This window comes from Psychrobacter sp. UBA3480 (assembly GCF_002377945.1).
Lineage (GTDB): Bacteria > Pseudomonadota > Gammaproteobacteria > Pseudomonadales > Moraxellaceae > Psychrobacter.
Genome location: NZ_DFQV01000017.1, coordinates 107,415 through 122,326, shown reverse-complemented (window position 1 = coordinate 122,326; position 14,912 = coordinate 107,415). Strand labels below are relative to the sequence as shown.

Below are 14,912 nucleotides of genomic sequence, written 5' to 3'. Positions count from 1 at the left end.
CATTTAGAGGACACTCGTTTGAATTGAGGACACGCCCTAGTATCTTTACTAAAATGAAGTTGTTGAAAGGTTTTTAATCAACGAAATATCTATTATTGAGTTTGAGTTTTTTAGCCAATCCAATTGAGGTACATAGCCAGATGTCCGAATGCCGCAGCCAGTAAAATACTGAGTACCACGCGCTCGAACCAAATGATGACCATTTTGCCAACAGAGACTGGAATCTCGGTCGCAAGCACACACGGAATCATGGCTGAGAAGAACAGCACGCTGCTGATGGAGATGACCCCTGCGACATAGCGTGTCAGAATATCTGCCTCACTTAGTAGTAATGCTGGCAAGAACATCTCAGCCAGTCCTGCTGACATGCCTTTGGCCGCGACAAGCGGTTCTGGTAGACCGCCAAGCCATGTAAAGGGATAAAGAAGCAAACCCAACGCATCGAATACGGGCGTATATTTTGCTAATAGCAATCCTGTTAAGCCGACAGCGATGATAGACGGAACGATAGCAGCGGCCATCGTTAGACCGTCGCGAAAGTTAGACCACAAGATTTGTTTGAGGTCAGTGGCACGGCGCGAAGTGGATAAACCTAAATCAAACGCAGCTGCTAGCCGTGTACCACCTTTATGATCTAAAGCGGGACGTTCAACGCTATCATCAAAGAGACTGATAGGTGGAATACGAGCAGTAATTGCAGTGACAATAAAGGTAATTACTAGCGTAGACCAAAAGAACACATTCCAGAACTCCATCAGACCAAGCGTTTTGGCAACAATAACCATAAACGCCGCTGATACAGTCGAAAACCCAGTCGCAATGATAATGGCTTCACGCGCTGAATATTGCTTTTGTAAATACACGCGATTGGTGATGAGCAAACCAATAGAGTAGCTACCGACAAAGGAAGCAACAGCATCAATCGCTGATGAGCCTGGGGTTTTCCAAATAGGTTTCATAATTGGCTGCATGAGCACACCAACCATTTCTAGTAAGCCAAAACCAACCAAGAAGGCCAAAATAAGCGCGCCAAGCGGTACAATCATACCGACTGGTAAGGCCAGTTTTTCAAACAGAAACGGCAACATGTCCTTTTCCATCATAAAGGCAGGCGCTATGTCAGCCACATACATCACTGCTAGTATCAGACCCATGATTTTAAAAGCAGTCATAATCATATGGGTGATATTTTTACGCCATGAGCCATCGATAAATGGCTTACTCACGCCATAGAGCATGAGTAAAAACAATAGCGTCACGGACAAGGTGTGCTGCTGAGTGACCAGATAGGTTGCGCCATGATCGAACAAAATCGTGCTTTTTTCACCAATGGTAAATGGTACGAAGAACATCACCAAACCGATGGCACTGAATACGATAAGCTGTATTAAAGCAATAGGGGTTGATAGCAGTTTTTTTGACGATGTCGTTGGATTTTCATCGTGCAGATCAGATGTTGTATTTTGCTCAATCATATTATCCTCCTTGATAAAACGCCGAAAATATCCTTATACTCAGTTACAGCGTATAAGGACAAGGGGCAAACTATTTAATCATTGGCAAATTTAGACCATAGTCTTTCGCTGTTTTAATCGCCAACTCATAACCTGCATCGGCATGGCGCATGACGCCTGAGCCGCAATCATTGACAAGTACTCGCGATAAGCGTTTGGCTGCAGCGTCCGTACCGTCTGCGACGATGACCATACCTGAGTGCTGCGAGTAGCCCATGCCAACACCGCCGCCATGATGTAGTGATACCCAAGTTGCGCCGCCTGCCACGTTCAGCATGCCGTTCAATAGTGCCCAATCAGATACCGCGTCTGAGCCGTCTTTCATGCTTTCTGTTTCGCGGTTTGGACTGGCAACAGAACCCGTATCTAAGTGGTCACGACCAATGACGATTGGGCCTTTTAGCTCACCATTCTTGACCATTTCATTAAATGCCAAACCTGCTTTGTCACGTTCACCAAGCCCTAACCAACAGATACGGGCAGGCAAGCCTTGGAACTGAATACGCTCTTTTGCCATATCTAACCAGCGATGAATATGTTTGTTTTCAGGGAATAGTTCTTTAATTTTTTGATCAGTCTTATAGATATCTTCTGGATCACCTGATAACGCTACCCAGCGGAATGGGCCTTTACCTTGGCAAAATAGCGGACGAATATAAGCGGGGACAAAACCTGGGAAGTTAAAGGCATCTTTGACCCCTTCGTCAAAGGCAACCTGACGGATATTATTACCGTAATCAGTCGCGGGAATGTCCATCGCTTGCAAGTCTAAAATCGCTTGTACATGTACCGCACAAGACTGAGCAGCTGCTTTAGTCAGTGCTGCATGTTGCTCTGGATCTTCTTGGGCGGCTTTCCATTCCTCTACTGTCCAGCCGCTTGGTAGATAGCCATTGATCAAGTCATGTGCTGAGGTTTGATCGGTGACCAGATCAGGCTTCATGCCACCAGCGTTAGCACGCTTGACCATCTCAGGTAAGATGTCTGCGGCATTACCAAGTAGGGCGATAGAGACAGCTTCGCCAGCGTCCGTATGTTGTTTAATCAATTCATAAGCGTGATCAAGATTGTCCGCTTGCTTATCGACATAACCCGTGCGCAAACGGAAATCGATACTAGACTGCTGACACTCAATGTTTAACGAAGTCGCACCAGCAAAAGTCGCAGCTAATGGCTGCGCGCCGCCCATACCGCCCAGACCGGCGGTCAAAATCCAACGACCCGCCCAGCTACCGTCATAATGCTGACGACCTGCTTCCACAAAAGTCTCATACGTACCTTGGACGATGCCTTGCGTGCCAATATAAACCCAGCTACCTGCAGTCATCTGACCGTACATAAACAGGTCTTTGCGATCGAGCTCGTTGAAGTGCTCCCATGTTGCCCAGCGCGGTACAAGGTTGGAGTTAGCAATCAATACGCGTGGTGCGTTTTCGTGTGTTTGAAACACGCCTACTGGTTTACCAGATTGCACCAATAACGTCTCATCATCCTCTAATTCTTTTAGTGATTCTAAGATTTGATCATAGCTTTCCCAGTTACGGGCTGCGCGCCCAATACCACCGTAGACGACCAGGCTTTTTGGGTTTTCTGCCACATCAGGATGCAGGTTGTTTTGCAGCATACGATAAGGTGCTTCGGTCAGCCAGCTTTTGCAATGTAGCGTGCTACCGGTAGGCGCAGTAATATTACGGCTCTCATCGCGGCGAGTCAGCTTAGTTTCTTTGTTGGTTCCATTGTCAGTAGTCATGATCATATCCTTGTGATAGCGAATAGGGCGATAAAGTCATCAAAGTAAGTGTCTTACAGTCAGCCTAGATATTCATTTACTAAGTATTTATCTAAATTTATAAAAATATCGAATCGATAAAGCAAATTTTCTAGCACCGCTGTAAAGTTGTATATACAAATTATCAAAGATACTTTTTTCATGCAAGGATTTTTTTCATGAGCTGATTATTTTTGTGATTAACTCAGCCGATTTAGACAACATCGAGTGAGTTGAAAAGCGCCCTAGTCAATACTGAACGCTCAGACATTTTGACTAAGGCTTGCACGGTGGTCTCGTGATATTATGTGGTCATTCCTATTAGCAAAACTGACGGTCAAAGGCGGATATGACAAAGACAATTCCGGCGTATCAACGCATAAAAAACGCCATACTAGACAACATTCATTCTGGTAAGTGGCAGGCAGGCAATGCGATTTCGACAGAAATGGCACTGGCTGAAGAGTTTGGTGTGTCAAGAATGACGGTCAACCGTGCGCTAAAAGAGCTGAGCGAGGAGCGGGTACTGGAGCGTCGGCAAGGGTCGGGCACGTTTGTCGCGCAGCAGCAGTTCAATCATACCTTTGTAGAAGTGCGCAATATTGCACAGGATTTAAAGTCTGCCAATCGTGATTATGAGGCACAGGTCGTGAGTAAGCGTGCTATTACGGCTGATATGCTCGATAATGAGCTGCGTCGTAAGTTTGGTATTAATGAAGGGTCTGTGCCTGTTAACACAAACGCTCAGACAGACGCTAGTGATGAAGCTGTCCTGTATGAAGTAAAAATTATTCATTTTGCTGATGGTCAGCCTATACAGTTTGAAGAACGTTGGGTCGATGCCAAAAAAGTGCCGAAGTTTATCGATCAGGATTTTAGTGTGGTCAATACCAGTGATTATTTAATCGCTAAAAGCCCTCTAGAGAGTGGCAGCTATACCATTCGAGCATTGGCAGCCCCTGATGAGATTGCTGAGTTTTTGCAAATTGCGCCGCAGTCACCAACGCTTGTGTTGCGTCGACAGACCTATTCGGCTGGCCAAGTCGTTACCTTTGTAAAAATGTGGCACGCGGGTGATCGCTATCAGTTCTCAGGCGAGTTGTAGTAGATATAGTCAAGCCTATATAAATCCGCTACATCGTCATCTTCGCTAAGCGTACTCATGTATAACTTGCACTCGGTTTCCGTGTATCGAAATTATATTGAACTGACTATAGCTTACGTATGCTCACTGATTGTGTACGTTTTTCTGTCTAAAGTGAGATACTATATCCATAAGCTGCTATTTAATAAGATAGCAATTGGCGTTAATTAAAGTCATCAGAATATTTGAACAATCGTTAAAAATTAAAATATAATATAGAAACAGTATTGAAAAATAGCCCGAATAGCCTCAAATCGGGCAACCAAAGCCGAATATCATAGAAGAGCTTATATTGTTCTTCTGTGTCGGCTTGTCCTATTTATTAGCACCATATATTTTATTAGCATTATGCGTTTTTACTTTATTCATTCACTCTTATAAGGACGTCTTATGAAACGTCGTACTCTCTTAGCCCTTGCCGCCAGTACTATGTTCCTTGCCGCTTGTGGTCAATCTACTACCAACGAAGCCGATACCAGTGCAACTGACAGCGCTGCAACAGGCGGTTCTGATTTGCTACAACGTATCAACAACGGCGGCACCATCAACGTCGGTACAGAGGGGACTTATCCTCCGTTCACGTATCATGATGAGAGCGGCAAACTAACGGGTTATGATGTTGAAGTAACGCGTGCAGTCGCGGATAAACTAGGCGTAGACGTTGAGTTTAAAGAAACTCAATGGGATGCGATGCTGGCTGGTTTGGATTCAAAACGCTTTGATATGGTGGCTAACCAAGTTAGTTTGACCACGCCTGAGCGTAAAGCAAAATATGACAAAGCGATGGCTTATAGCTGGTCAGGTGCAGTTGTATTGGCACCTACTGATGACAACCGTTACAGCTCGTGGGAAGGTCTAAAAGGCCTACGTACGGCGCAATCACTTAGCAGTAACTACGGTGAGCTTGCAGAGCGTTATGGTGCAGAGATCGTTCCTGTCGATGGTATGGCGCAAGCGATTCAATTAGTGAAGCAGGACCGTGCTGACTTTACGATGAATGACAATCTAGCGGTATTGGATTATCTCAAAAAATTCCCGGATTCTGATCTTGAGATTAAATTAACTGCACCTGCTAGTGAACAAACTGGTTCAGGTCTAGTGCTTATCAAAGGTGATGATGAAGTCGTAGCAAAACTGGATGAAGCAATGGCTGAATTGGCAGCTGAAGGCACACTTACCAAGCTTAGCGAACAGTTCTTTGGTGCTGATATAAGTCAACAAAAATAATGTCAGTTTCTATCATGTCAGCTTCTGTAATGTCTACATCATGGTTCGCGGACTTATTGGCAGTATTGCCATTTATGAGTCCTGATCGAGCGCAGATTGTCATCTCGTCGTTTTGGCCAATGCTCAAAGGCGGTATATATTATTCGATACCGCTGGCATTGATCTCATTTGCGATTGGTATGGCCATTGCACTGACAGTGGCATTGATTCGTATTATTCCGCGTGCCACTTGGTTCCATGAAATCATTTATCGGCTCGCTCGTGTCTATGTGTCCGCCATTCGCGGTACACCGATGCTGGTTCAGCTGTTTATTATTTTTTATGGTCTGCCAAGTGTCGGGGTGAAGCTCGATCCCTTTCCTTCAGCGATTATTGCGTTCTCACTGAACATCGGTGCGTATGCATCGGAGACAGTGCGTGCTTCGATTTTATCGATACCAAAAGGACAGTGGGAAGCAGGCTCGACGGTTGGTTTGACGTATCTACAGACTTTTCGTCATGTGATTTTACCGCAGGCGCTTAGAGTATCGGTGCCGCCGTTGTCCAATACCTTTATCAGTCTGGTAAAAGATACCTCACTTGCTTCATTGGTACTGGTCACTGAGCTGTTCAAACAGGCGCAGATTATCACAGCTCGTAACTATGAGTTTATGCTGGTCTATACAGAAGCGGCAATTATTTATTGGGGTATCTGTCTGTTCTTGACCTTTATCCAAGGCAAGCTTGAAACTAGGTTAGATCGCTATGTGGCAAAATAATTGATGGTTGGATAATTATTAGCCAGATTTTATTAGCTCCGTAGCCATTAGTCATACAAGCGCTTAAGAACAAGCACGCAAGAATAAACAGTCGCAAATAAAGACCAGTACAACAGGAATTTTTATGATCAAAGTCACTAATATTCATAAAGCCTTTGGTGGCAATCAGGTGCTAAAAGGCATCGACTTGACTATCAATAAAGGCAAAGTGGTCGTAATATTAGGACCTTCAGGATCGGGTAAAACCACCTTTTTGCGTTGTTTGAATGCGCTAGAGATTCCTGATCAAGGTGTGATTGCTTTTGATGACGATAGCTTGAGCGTCGACTTTGCGACTAAGCCAAGCAAAAAAACGCTACTAGCCTTACAGCGTAAATCAGGTATGGTATTTCAGTCTTATAACTTGTTTCCACATAAGACAGCCATTGAAAACTTGATGCTTGGGCCTACGGTAGTACAGGGGCAAAGCAAAGCGCAAGCCCGTGAGCAGGCATTGGTACTACTTGAGAAAGTTGGACTGTCGGACAAAGCGGATCTCTATCCGTTCCAGTTATCTGGTGGTCAGCAGCAGCGTATTGGTATTGCCCGTGCGCTTGCTATTGAGCCGTCATTATTACTGTTTGATGAGCCAACCTCTGCACTTGATCCAGAGTTGGTACAAGATGTGCTAGAGACAATGAAGCAGCTCGCCTCTGAAGGTTGGACGATGGTCGTAGTGACTCACGAAATCAACTTTGCTCGTGACGTTGCCGATCATGTTGTACTGATTGAGGATGGTCATGTGGTTGAAGAAGGCAGTGCCAAGCAGCTGTTTGAAGACTCAAAGCATCCTCGTACGCAGGCATTTTTACAACGTATTGAGCAGTAAAAACGTTTGTTTTTGCGTAAGTAATCAAACAAAAAAGCCCCAATCATGATGCTATGGTTGGGGCTTTTTTTATCGAAATAAATGGGACGTATTTTAGGGTCTGTTGAACATTCAAATGTGGTGCTGGCAGTCACTATTTTTTAGACAATATGCAGTGAAATTTTTGACACCTAGTCATTCTAGGTTAAATAATTTCGCCATATATTGGCAGAAAATAGTACTGCCCTGAAAGGCTGATGCTAAAATCACCCCAAACGTTGTTGCAATCCTAGTTAAGGTCTCGACATTATCGTCGGCTTGCGCCTAATTTGGTGCAATTTTAGCAATCAGCAGCCCTAATATTTGAATGTTCAACAGACCCTAACTGAATAGACAGTAATACTATATTTTTTGTCGTTGTTTTAACCAGCGAGGTATGCGAGTGGCAGTACCGTTCAACACAGCATTTAATAAAGCCGCCAGCAAAATAAGCGCCACGCCCAGATATTGAATCCAAGACAAAGATTGATGCAGTAATAGCATCGCGAGCGCAATCGCAGTCAATGGCTCAAAAATCGTAAATACCGATGCACGAGTGGCGGGCAGCTTTTCCAATGCCTTCATATATAGCCCAAATGGCACGACGGTTCCCAGCAGTGACAATCCCAAAACATAGCCCCAAGTCATCAAGGGCAGATCTAATAGCTGCTCATAAGTGTTATAGGTCTCAGGCAAGAGCAGTAGTACGCCAGCACTAATGATAATGGAAGTGAAAAATACCAGAGGGGCAGGGTGAGCGTAATGCATTGCGCGCTTGCCCAATACGCCATATAACGAATAACACATCCCTGCTGATAGACCGAGTAAAATCCCCCAGTTAACTTTCGCTTGCTCACCTAACATCGTCAATCCAACACCAAACACCGCCATTAGTGCTAGCAAAACTGATTTACGAGTGATGGACTCACTCAGTAAGAATTTTGAGAACAATAAGCTAAATACGGGCGCGGTATAGAGTAAGGCGACGGCAGGGCCAGCGCCAACATAACTGACCGCAAAAAAGTAGCAGACAGACATACCAAGGACACCTATCAACGACTGCATCGCCAAACCAAGCCACTGCTTTGGCTGTAATTTGATAAGGTGTGGCCACAGTTTTGGTAGCATGGCTAAGATGATAAAGGCCGCCGTGACAATGCGTAATATCGTTACTTGCCAACCACTAAACCCAATTTGGTTGAGATAGGTCGAGAATATACCCAACGTACCCCAACAAATAGCAGCCGTGATGATTTGAATGGTGCCTAGCCATGATTGATGAGAGTGGTTCGTCATTCCGTTGTCGATGTTTGCCATACTGTTTTCTTCTTACGATCTAAGTGACACAAGATGTTGTAAGATTGCTATTGATACAATCTCTCCAAGCAATACTGAAATAAGAAAAGACAACCTTATTAAAGGCTGTCTTTTGTTTGTTCTTTTGAGTCTATCACTAAAAGATAATAAGTGGCTACTAGGGCGTATGCTAAATTCAATCAATAGTTATTAAAATGGCTAAAAAATGGCTAGCGTTTGCTAAATAACCTAAACAATATCGAATCATTAACTCATATCTGATTCTTGTTCGCATCACTTTTTTATTTCTACAGTCTCTGTTAATCAATCCATAAAAAGAATGTTTGCTCTCGGAGAGCATTTCGCTGAATAAAGCACACTTTTTCCACTTGGGTTCTTGGTAGATGATCCGTATCAGCTCCGCAATTTTTTGATCGCTGCTTTATTCACTGAGTCTGCTCTTTTTTAAGAGCCGCCGCCATATCCTCACCGTACAGGCGTCTGACTTCATTTCGCGTTACTCTATAGCTTTCATTCAATGCTTTATCAGACGTGTTATATATCTGATCAATCAGAGCAGCTTGTGATGCTAATGGTAGATAAGTCGCGTTTTCTTTGTAGGCGGCACTATAGGTATCGACTGTCCATTTACTTCTTATAGATATCTCATGGTTTGATGTATCTATAAACCCGTCAAAATCTTCGCCCTCAAAGGTATAACTCTGAAATCGACACGGGGTCACGCCATCTTTACATAAGCTATGCTTGGTTTGCGCAGAGTAGTATTTGACAGAATAGGGCGATTTACTAGGTTCTGGTGTTGTCTGCAATAGTCGTCCTAAATCGGGAGCGACTAGCAGCATATTGTTGCAAGTGACGCTCCCTTCTGCACAGCTCTCATAAAGGTTAAGACGTTGACCTTGGATGTCCATGCCCATTGTAAAGTTTGCCTGTGTAGGTACTACAGCCGAACTGACAGATGTCATTAGCGTTAAGCTCAGGAGCAACGCAGTACGTCCGAATAAGCTGGATGTATTTAGGCTTGAGCTAGACATGGAGACGGACATATAGGTTTATACCTGCAGCAAAAAGTTACTCAGCAATCGTTTAGCACCTTCAGTAGCAAACGATTCAGGGTGAAACTGTACGCCTTGTATTGGGTACTCTTTGTGCGCTAGTCCCATAATTTCATCACCAGTCAATGCTGACTCAGCAAAGCTTAATTCAGAACGGCTGTCATTAGCGACTACCGAGGTAATTGTCAGACAGCTTGGGATGGTGTCGGCTTTTACCACCAGTGAGTGATAGCGCATGATCTCAAGCTCTTGTGGTAAGCCTTGATAAATACCTGAATTATCATGGCGAATTGATGAGACCTTACCATGCATCGGCACACTGGCGCGTACCACGTCACCGCCAAATACATGAGCAATGCCTTGCATACCCAAGCAGACACCTAATAGCGGCACAGTTTTGCCTAGTGTTTCAATGACCTCGCTACAGATACCAAAGTACGCCGGATCATCAGGGGAGCCAGGGCCAGGTGAAATGATGATTCTATCAAGATTCATCGCTTCTACGTCTGCTAAAGTAATCTCATTATTGCGTTTAACGATGACGCTGGTTTCTTCATCACTGTCTAAGGTTTGGAGAATCTCGCCCACGTATTGGTAGAGATTGAAGGTAAACGAGTCGTAGTTATCGATAATTAAAACATTCATGGGTCATAAACTCTTTTGTAAAAATAGTGCTAGGTAAAATATGGTCAATTTATGCAGTACGTTTGGTATCCGTTATGATTGCATAAAGCTGTCTAACACGACTTTCATCGCCGACAGTTTACGCTGAATCTCTAAGTATTCATCGGCTGGGTTTGAGTCATAAACGTTACCGCCGCAAGTTTGAGCATAGGCAGACTCGCCACTGATAAAGAGGCTGCGAATAGGAATGGCGAAGATACAATCACCATTAAAATTGAACGAGCCTAATGCACCGCCGTAAGCCCCGCGACCATCTGGCTCTAGCTCATTAATCACTTTAATGGCTTCTACTTTAGGTGCGCCTGATAGCGTCCCAGCAGGGAAATTGCTAGCAAGGGCACTAAACATGTCTTCGTTAGGATGCAAGATACCAACGATTTCAGAAGAAATGTGCTGTACGTGAGAGAAGCGCTTGATATCCATCAGGCTACGGACTTTTACCGTACCAAATCGTGCCACACGGCCAATATCATTGCGATGTAAATCGACCAGCATATTGTGCTCGGCAATCTCTTTGTCATCGTTGAGCAAGGCGCGGGCAAGCTTACGATCCTCTATCACATCGACGCCGCGTTTAGCCGTTCCTGCGAGCGGATAGGTTTCCATTTCACCTTGACGCAAGCGGAATAACAGCTCAGGCGAAGCACCAATGATGCACTGCTGGGCAAATTTCATAAAATACATATGCGGTGATGGATTGACAGCGCGCAGCTTTTCATAAATCGGCATCTTGTCACCGGTAATGCGATACTTAGATTTAAAGCCTACTTCGCACTGAAAGATACGCCCAGCGATGATGTCTTCTTTGACTTGCATGACGACATTGGCATGCTCTTCTTGGCTCATGCCATCACCTAAAAATTCAACTTTAGGCGCTTCATAGCTAGGCGTTGGCTCATCGAGTAGGGCTTTGATTTGCTCGATACGGTTTTCTTGCTGAGCAGTTGGGTAATAAAAATAAAAGATTTCCCCAGTCATCTTATCTAGGGTCAACCCATCTAGATACACGCCAAACTTAAATGGTTCAAAGTCTTCGCTGGCTTTTGCATTGAGACTAGGTTCAAAGAAGTTCACGCAGTCATAACCCAAATACCCGACCAGACCGCCGCTTTGGTCACGGGCGATGACATGCTGCGGCGTTATGTCGCGCAGTAGCTGATAAGGATTGTCGGTTTGATAATGGCTTGTCTCAGCGGTTTTATTATCGGTAATCGCAAGCGTTTTGCGATCTAATGCGGCGATAGTCGTCACAGGGTCAAAGCCGATCGCATGATGGCGCGAGATATGGCTGTCTTCGCCCAATGATTCGAGTAAGTAACAGGTATCAAACGCGCTTTCGATACGTTTGAATAATGCAAAAAAATCGATATCTTGCGTCAGTTTGATACGTTGTGGTTTGCTCGGGATATCGATAGGAGCAGGTTTGGTCTGTGTGCGAGTACTAGAGGTCATAACAAAGTCCGAAATGGTTCAAATATGTGTTGATTAATAAGTATAAGTTTCGTCAGTAAAAAGCTAAATACTGTCGTTCAAAGGGTTAAGAGCAGTCTCTATGAGTGGCCAATAACGCGCTGACATCATGGCTTTGCTTGGCCTTGGCACCGCGAGAGACAGTGGCGATACCAACACCTAGCTGCTCAGAGATATCACGCTGGGTGTTACCACGATCTAGCAAGTCAAAAATTCGAATACGATTGGCAATGTCGTGCTGTTCCTTATCGGTCAGCAAGGCACTGAGCAGCTTTTCGATATCTGCGCTATCAGTACAGTTGGTCAAATGTTTCACTAAGCTTTGATAAGGATCGGTAGTCATAATAGGTCATCTTAGCCAAAGAAAATAGATAGGTCGCTTGTTGAGCGATTTTTCGCTGAGAACTGTCTTGTTTCAGTATTCTAGTACAGTAGTACAAGAAAAACAAGTGATGAGCTAAGTTAATATCAGACTACTATAGAAGTGATAAGCGCCTACGCCTGACTATATATAGCCTTAATACATAGCCAGAATTATATTGAATGATAAGTTTATAACTAGTATCGAAGCATTTTTGCACTTTATTAGTATATTAAAAGCTAAAACTGAGAATTTGTTATATTAATTATTGCCAAAGTGTTAATACTTCGTTATTATGCCTCTCATTATTTAAACGCTAATCATTATCATTAACATTAATCATGTTATTCGCACGATGAGTTAAGTGTTTTCAAGATATTCCATCTTCTGGTAGGCACTATTTTAAGGGTTGTTTGACGATAACTTTTAAAAATAATTCTAAAAATTCTAATTTCTGACAGTAAACAAAGTGAGTAAATGTGTTATGCGCGAAGTAAAGTTATCTAGTCAATTGACAGTATTGTCTATCGGTGTCGCTGCTGTATTGTGGACGCAAGCTGCCAGCGCTGCAACGGCAGCAGATACGCCAAACACGACATTGCAGACTATCACTGTAACAGCAAATAGCTCAGTACGTGACGCTGTACAAGAAGACTCTGTCTACATAGATGACTACACCCCAGCTGCACAAGCCAGCCATTTGAGCGATTTTCTGGACGTTGTGCCAGGGGTAAGCGTAGGCGGTACCTCATCGGTCAACCAACGTATTCGTGTACGTGGTCTTGATGATACCAATCTAAAAGTAACGATTGATGGCGCACGTCAAGAAGGCGCGTTGTTCTACCATATGGGTGACGTCACTATTGATCCAGATCTGTTAAAACAAGCAGAAGTATCAGTGGGCAATAACTCAGTGACGCTAGGCAATGATGCTATCGGCGGTGCGGTTGCTTTTGAGACAGTCGACGCGGCAGATTTACTCAAGCCAGGTCAAAAGGTAGGTGCTAAGCTGCATACAGGTTATGCTAGCAACAATGATGAACTGCTAACTTCTGCCACTGTATATGGTGCGCCAACAGAAAATATTGATTTACTGGCTTATTATGGCAAACGCAATGCGGATGCTGGTGAAGACGGTAAAGGCCGTAAAATCCAAACGGAAGACAGCGAAGGCGAAAACATCCTATTAAAAGCTGGTGCTTATGTCGGTAGTGATCATCATGTAGGCGCTAGCTTTAGCCGTACCGAAAACAAAGGCAAGTTCCCATTACGTCCAGATTTTCCTGCTGGTGGCTGGAACCCAATCATCCCGCAGGAAGTCAAACGCGGTACCTATGCGCTTGACTATGCTTACAATCCTACCAACCAATTGGTCAATGTAGACGCCAATGTATATCAGACCAGCACGCAGATTTTGCGTAACTCTGATGGCGTACCCGGGTTTGAGTTTGATGCAGAAGTCCAAACCACAGGCGCAAAAGTACAAAACACCAGTATCATCGATAGCAGTATCATCAATGGTGTGCCAGGGGTTCATAAGTTAATCGCTGGGATTGAGCATTACAAAAAAGAATCTGAGATGACACGTGACTTTGGTAATGCGAGCACTGATGAGGCAACCAATACTTCTGTGTATCTAGAAGACCAATGGCAAATGGGTAAGCTTAGCTTAACGCCAGGCGTCCGTTATGACCGTTATGAGTCTCCAGAGTATGTATCGGCTGGCAAGACTTATGACAATGTCGTTGGCGCATTGGCTGCTAGCTATGAGATTGCACCGCGCACCCAGCTATTTGCAAGCTATACTCAGTTATTTAATGGTCCAGATCTTAGCCAAACGATTTTTAACACCGATGGCGCTGATACGTATGTGAACAATGACCTAAAAGCAGAAGAAGGTGACAATGCAGAAGTCGGTATTGCTACAACGCTGCGTGGTCTGACTATGGCTGATGACTCTTTAAAATTAAGTGCTAAGTACTTTGAAACCAATATCGAAAACTATATTGAGTTTGTACGTGCAGGCAATGGTAGAGTTGGTTTAGATTGTGCAACTGGACAATTAAACGGTAGCTGCCAAGGTGTCATTAATAATGACGAAGATTTCAAAATCAAAGGTGTAGAGCTATCAGCCGACTATCGAGCAGATAACTTCAACATGGGTCTAAGCTATGCTCGTGCACGTAGCAAAGGCGAGGATACGGGTTACAATATCTCTTCTGTCAGCGGTAGTGGCTCTGAGTCTGGCGACAAGTATATGATCAACTTGGGTTACTCTCCAACCAACACTACCGAACTTGGCTGGCGCAGCACTTATGTCGCCGATGTGACACCGAATACTGCTGATGATGACAACGAAAAACCAGGCTATGACGTGCACGATATCTTTATGACTTACACGCCAACTCAAATCGAAGGTTTAAAAGCCACATTAGGTGTATACAACATCTTTGATGAGACTTATGCAAGCCATGCATCGCGTAACTCTATCGATGATGACTATACTGATTTTGAAATGGGACGTAATATCAAAACGTCTTTAACTTATCAGTTCTAATCTAGCTTATCGAATTTAAGTCTAATCGTACTTATAAAGTCAGCTGTCTTACACGGGAGCTGGCTTTTTATTGCCTATTAGCTTTTACATTGGCTATAACAATAATAATGTATTAACTGATAAGTACCTACCAAAACAACATATGACAAAGAACCAACACTAATGATTTCA

Annotated in this window: 12 protein-coding genes; 5 read left to right on the top strand and 7 right to left on the bottom strand. The window is 44.0% G+C overall.

The features are described from left to right. Positions 1 to 110: 110 nt before the first annotated feature. Together B2863_RS06690 and hutU are read right to left on the bottom strand one after the other, a co-directional pair. Positions 111 to 1,475: a YjiH family protein gene (locus tag B2863_RS06690; RefSeq protein WP_296208484.1), complete on the bottom strand. Its 1,365-nt coding sequence runs from the start codon at positions 1,473 to 1,475 to the stop codon at positions 111 to 113. 70 nt (positions 1,476 to 1,545) lie between these two features. Then, entirely contained in the window at positions 1,546 to 3,264 is a 1,719-nt protein-coding gene (gene hutU / locus B2863_RS06685) for a urocanate hydratase (RefSeq protein WP_296208482.1), read from the bottom strand. A 367-nt stretch (positions 3,265 to 3,631) separates the two neighbouring features. Here hutU and B2863_RS06680 point away from each other — a divergent pair, with 367 nt between their 5' ends. The 4 genes from B2863_RS06680 (at position 3,632) to B2863_RS06665 (ending at position 7,279) form a co-directional block, all read left to right on the top strand. Then, entirely contained in the window at positions 3,632 to 4,387 is a 756-nt protein-coding gene (locus tag B2863_RS06680; RefSeq protein WP_296208479.1) for a UTRA domain-containing protein, read from the top strand. A gap of 429 nt (positions 4,388 to 4,816) precedes the next feature. Beyond that, on the top strand, positions 4,817 to 5,653 hold the full coding sequence (locus B2863_RS06675) for an amino acid ABC transporter substrate-binding protein (protein WP_296208476.1): 837 nt from the start codon (positions 4,817 to 4,819) through the stop codon (positions 5,651 to 5,653). Between the two features lie 74 nt (positions 5,654 to 5,727). Next, positions 5,728 to 6,411, top strand: a complete 684-nt coding sequence (locus B2863_RS06670) for an amino acid ABC transporter permease (RefSeq protein WP_179797881.1) — start codon at positions 5,728 to 5,730, stop codon at positions 6,409 to 6,411. A gap of 124 nt (positions 6,412 to 6,535) precedes the next feature. After that, positions 6,536 to 7,279, top strand: coding sequence for an amino acid ABC transporter ATP-binding protein (locus tag B2863_RS06665; protein WP_057761251.1), 744 nt, complete (start codon positions 6,536 to 6,538; stop codon positions 7,277 to 7,279). A gap of 381 nt (positions 7,280 to 7,660) precedes the next feature. On the opposite strand, the gene B2863_RS06660 is transcribed toward B2863_RS06665, so the two are convergent. The 5 genes from B2863_RS06660 to B2863_RS06640 form a co-directional block, all read right to left on the bottom strand. After that, a complete protein-coding gene (locus B2863_RS06660) occupies positions 7,661 to 8,614 on the bottom strand; it encodes a DMT family transporter (RefSeq protein ID WP_296208474.1) in 954 nt (317 codons plus the stop codon). A 425-nt stretch (positions 8,615 to 9,039) separates the two neighbouring features. Further along, positions 9,040 to 9,660 carry a hypothetical protein gene (locus B2863_RS06655; RefSeq protein ID WP_296208472.1) on the bottom strand — a complete coding sequence of 207 codons (621 nt, stop codon included), beginning with the start codon at positions 9,658 to 9,660 and terminating at the stop codon, positions 9,040 to 9,042. 6 nt (positions 9,661 to 9,666) lie between these two features. Continuing rightward, entirely contained in the window at positions 9,667 to 10,314 is a 648-nt protein-coding gene (locus B2863_RS06650; RefSeq protein WP_296208467.1) for an anthranilate synthase component II, read from the bottom strand. A gap of 72 nt (positions 10,315 to 10,386) precedes the next feature. Beyond that, positions 10,387 to 11,805 carry an anthranilate synthase component I family protein gene (locus B2863_RS06645; RefSeq protein ID WP_296208464.1) on the bottom strand — a complete coding sequence of 473 codons (1,419 nt, stop codon included), beginning with the start codon at positions 11,803 to 11,805 and terminating at the stop codon, positions 10,387 to 10,389. 85 nt (positions 11,806 to 11,890) lie between these two features. Beyond that, positions 11,891 to 12,166 carry a Trp family transcriptional regulator gene (locus tag B2863_RS06640; protein ID WP_296208461.1) on the bottom strand — a complete coding sequence of 92 codons (276 nt, stop codon included), beginning with the start codon at positions 12,164 to 12,166 and terminating at the stop codon, positions 11,891 to 11,893. A gap of 502 nt (positions 12,167 to 12,668) precedes the next feature. Here B2863_RS06640 and B2863_RS06635 point away from each other — a divergent pair. Beyond that, positions 12,669 to 14,741 (top strand): TonB-dependent receptor domain-containing protein, encoded by a 2,073-nt coding sequence (locus B2863_RS06635; RefSeq protein WP_296208459.1) that lies wholly within the window; start codon positions 12,669 to 12,671, stop codon positions 14,739 to 14,741. Positions 14,742 to 14,912: the final 171 nt, after the last annotated feature.

Excerpts from the sequence above, each read along its gene's own strand:
- B2863_RS06690 (WP_296208484.1), bottom strand. The coding sequence starts at position 1,475 with ATGATTGAGCAAAATACAACATCTGATCTGCACGATGAAAATCCAACG.
- hutU (WP_296208482.1), bottom strand. The coding sequence starts at position 3,264 with ATGACTACTGACAATGGAACCAACAAAGAAACTAAGCTGACTCGCCGC.
- B2863_RS06680 (WP_296208479.1), top strand. The coding sequence starts at position 3,632 with ATGACAAAGACAATTCCGGCGTATCAACGCATAAAAAACGCCATACTA.
- B2863_RS06675 (WP_296208476.1), top strand. The coding sequence starts at position 4,817 with ATGAAACGTCGTACTCTCTTAGCCCTTGCCGCCAGTACTATGTTCCTT.
- B2863_RS06670 (WP_179797881.1), top strand. The coding sequence starts at position 5,728 with ATGAGTCCTGATCGAGCGCAGATTGTCATCTCGTCGTTTTGGCCAATG.
- B2863_RS06665 (WP_057761251.1), top strand. The coding sequence starts at position 6,536 with ATGATCAAAGTCACTAATATTCATAAAGCCTTTGGTGGCAATCAGGTG.
- B2863_RS06660 (WP_296208474.1), bottom strand. The coding sequence starts at position 8,614 with ATGGCAAACATCGACAACGGAATGACGAACCACTCTCATCAATCATGG.
- B2863_RS06655 (WP_296208472.1), bottom strand. The coding sequence starts at position 9,660 with ATGTCCGTCTCCATGTCTAGCTCAAGCCTAAATACATCCAGCTTATTC.
- B2863_RS06650 (WP_296208467.1), bottom strand. The coding sequence starts at position 10,314 with ATGAATGTTTTAATTATCGATAACTACGACTCGTTTACCTTCAATCTC.
- B2863_RS06645 (WP_296208464.1), bottom strand. The coding sequence starts at position 11,805 with ATGACCTCTAGTACTCGCACACAGACCAAACCTGCTCCTATCGATATC.
- B2863_RS06640 (WP_296208461.1), bottom strand. The coding sequence starts at position 12,166 with ATGACTACCGATCCTTATCAAAGCTTAGTGAAACATTTGACCAACTGT.
- B2863_RS06635 (WP_296208459.1), top strand. The coding sequence starts at position 12,669 with ATGCGCGAAGTAAAGTTATCTAGTCAATTGACAGTATTGTCTATCGGT.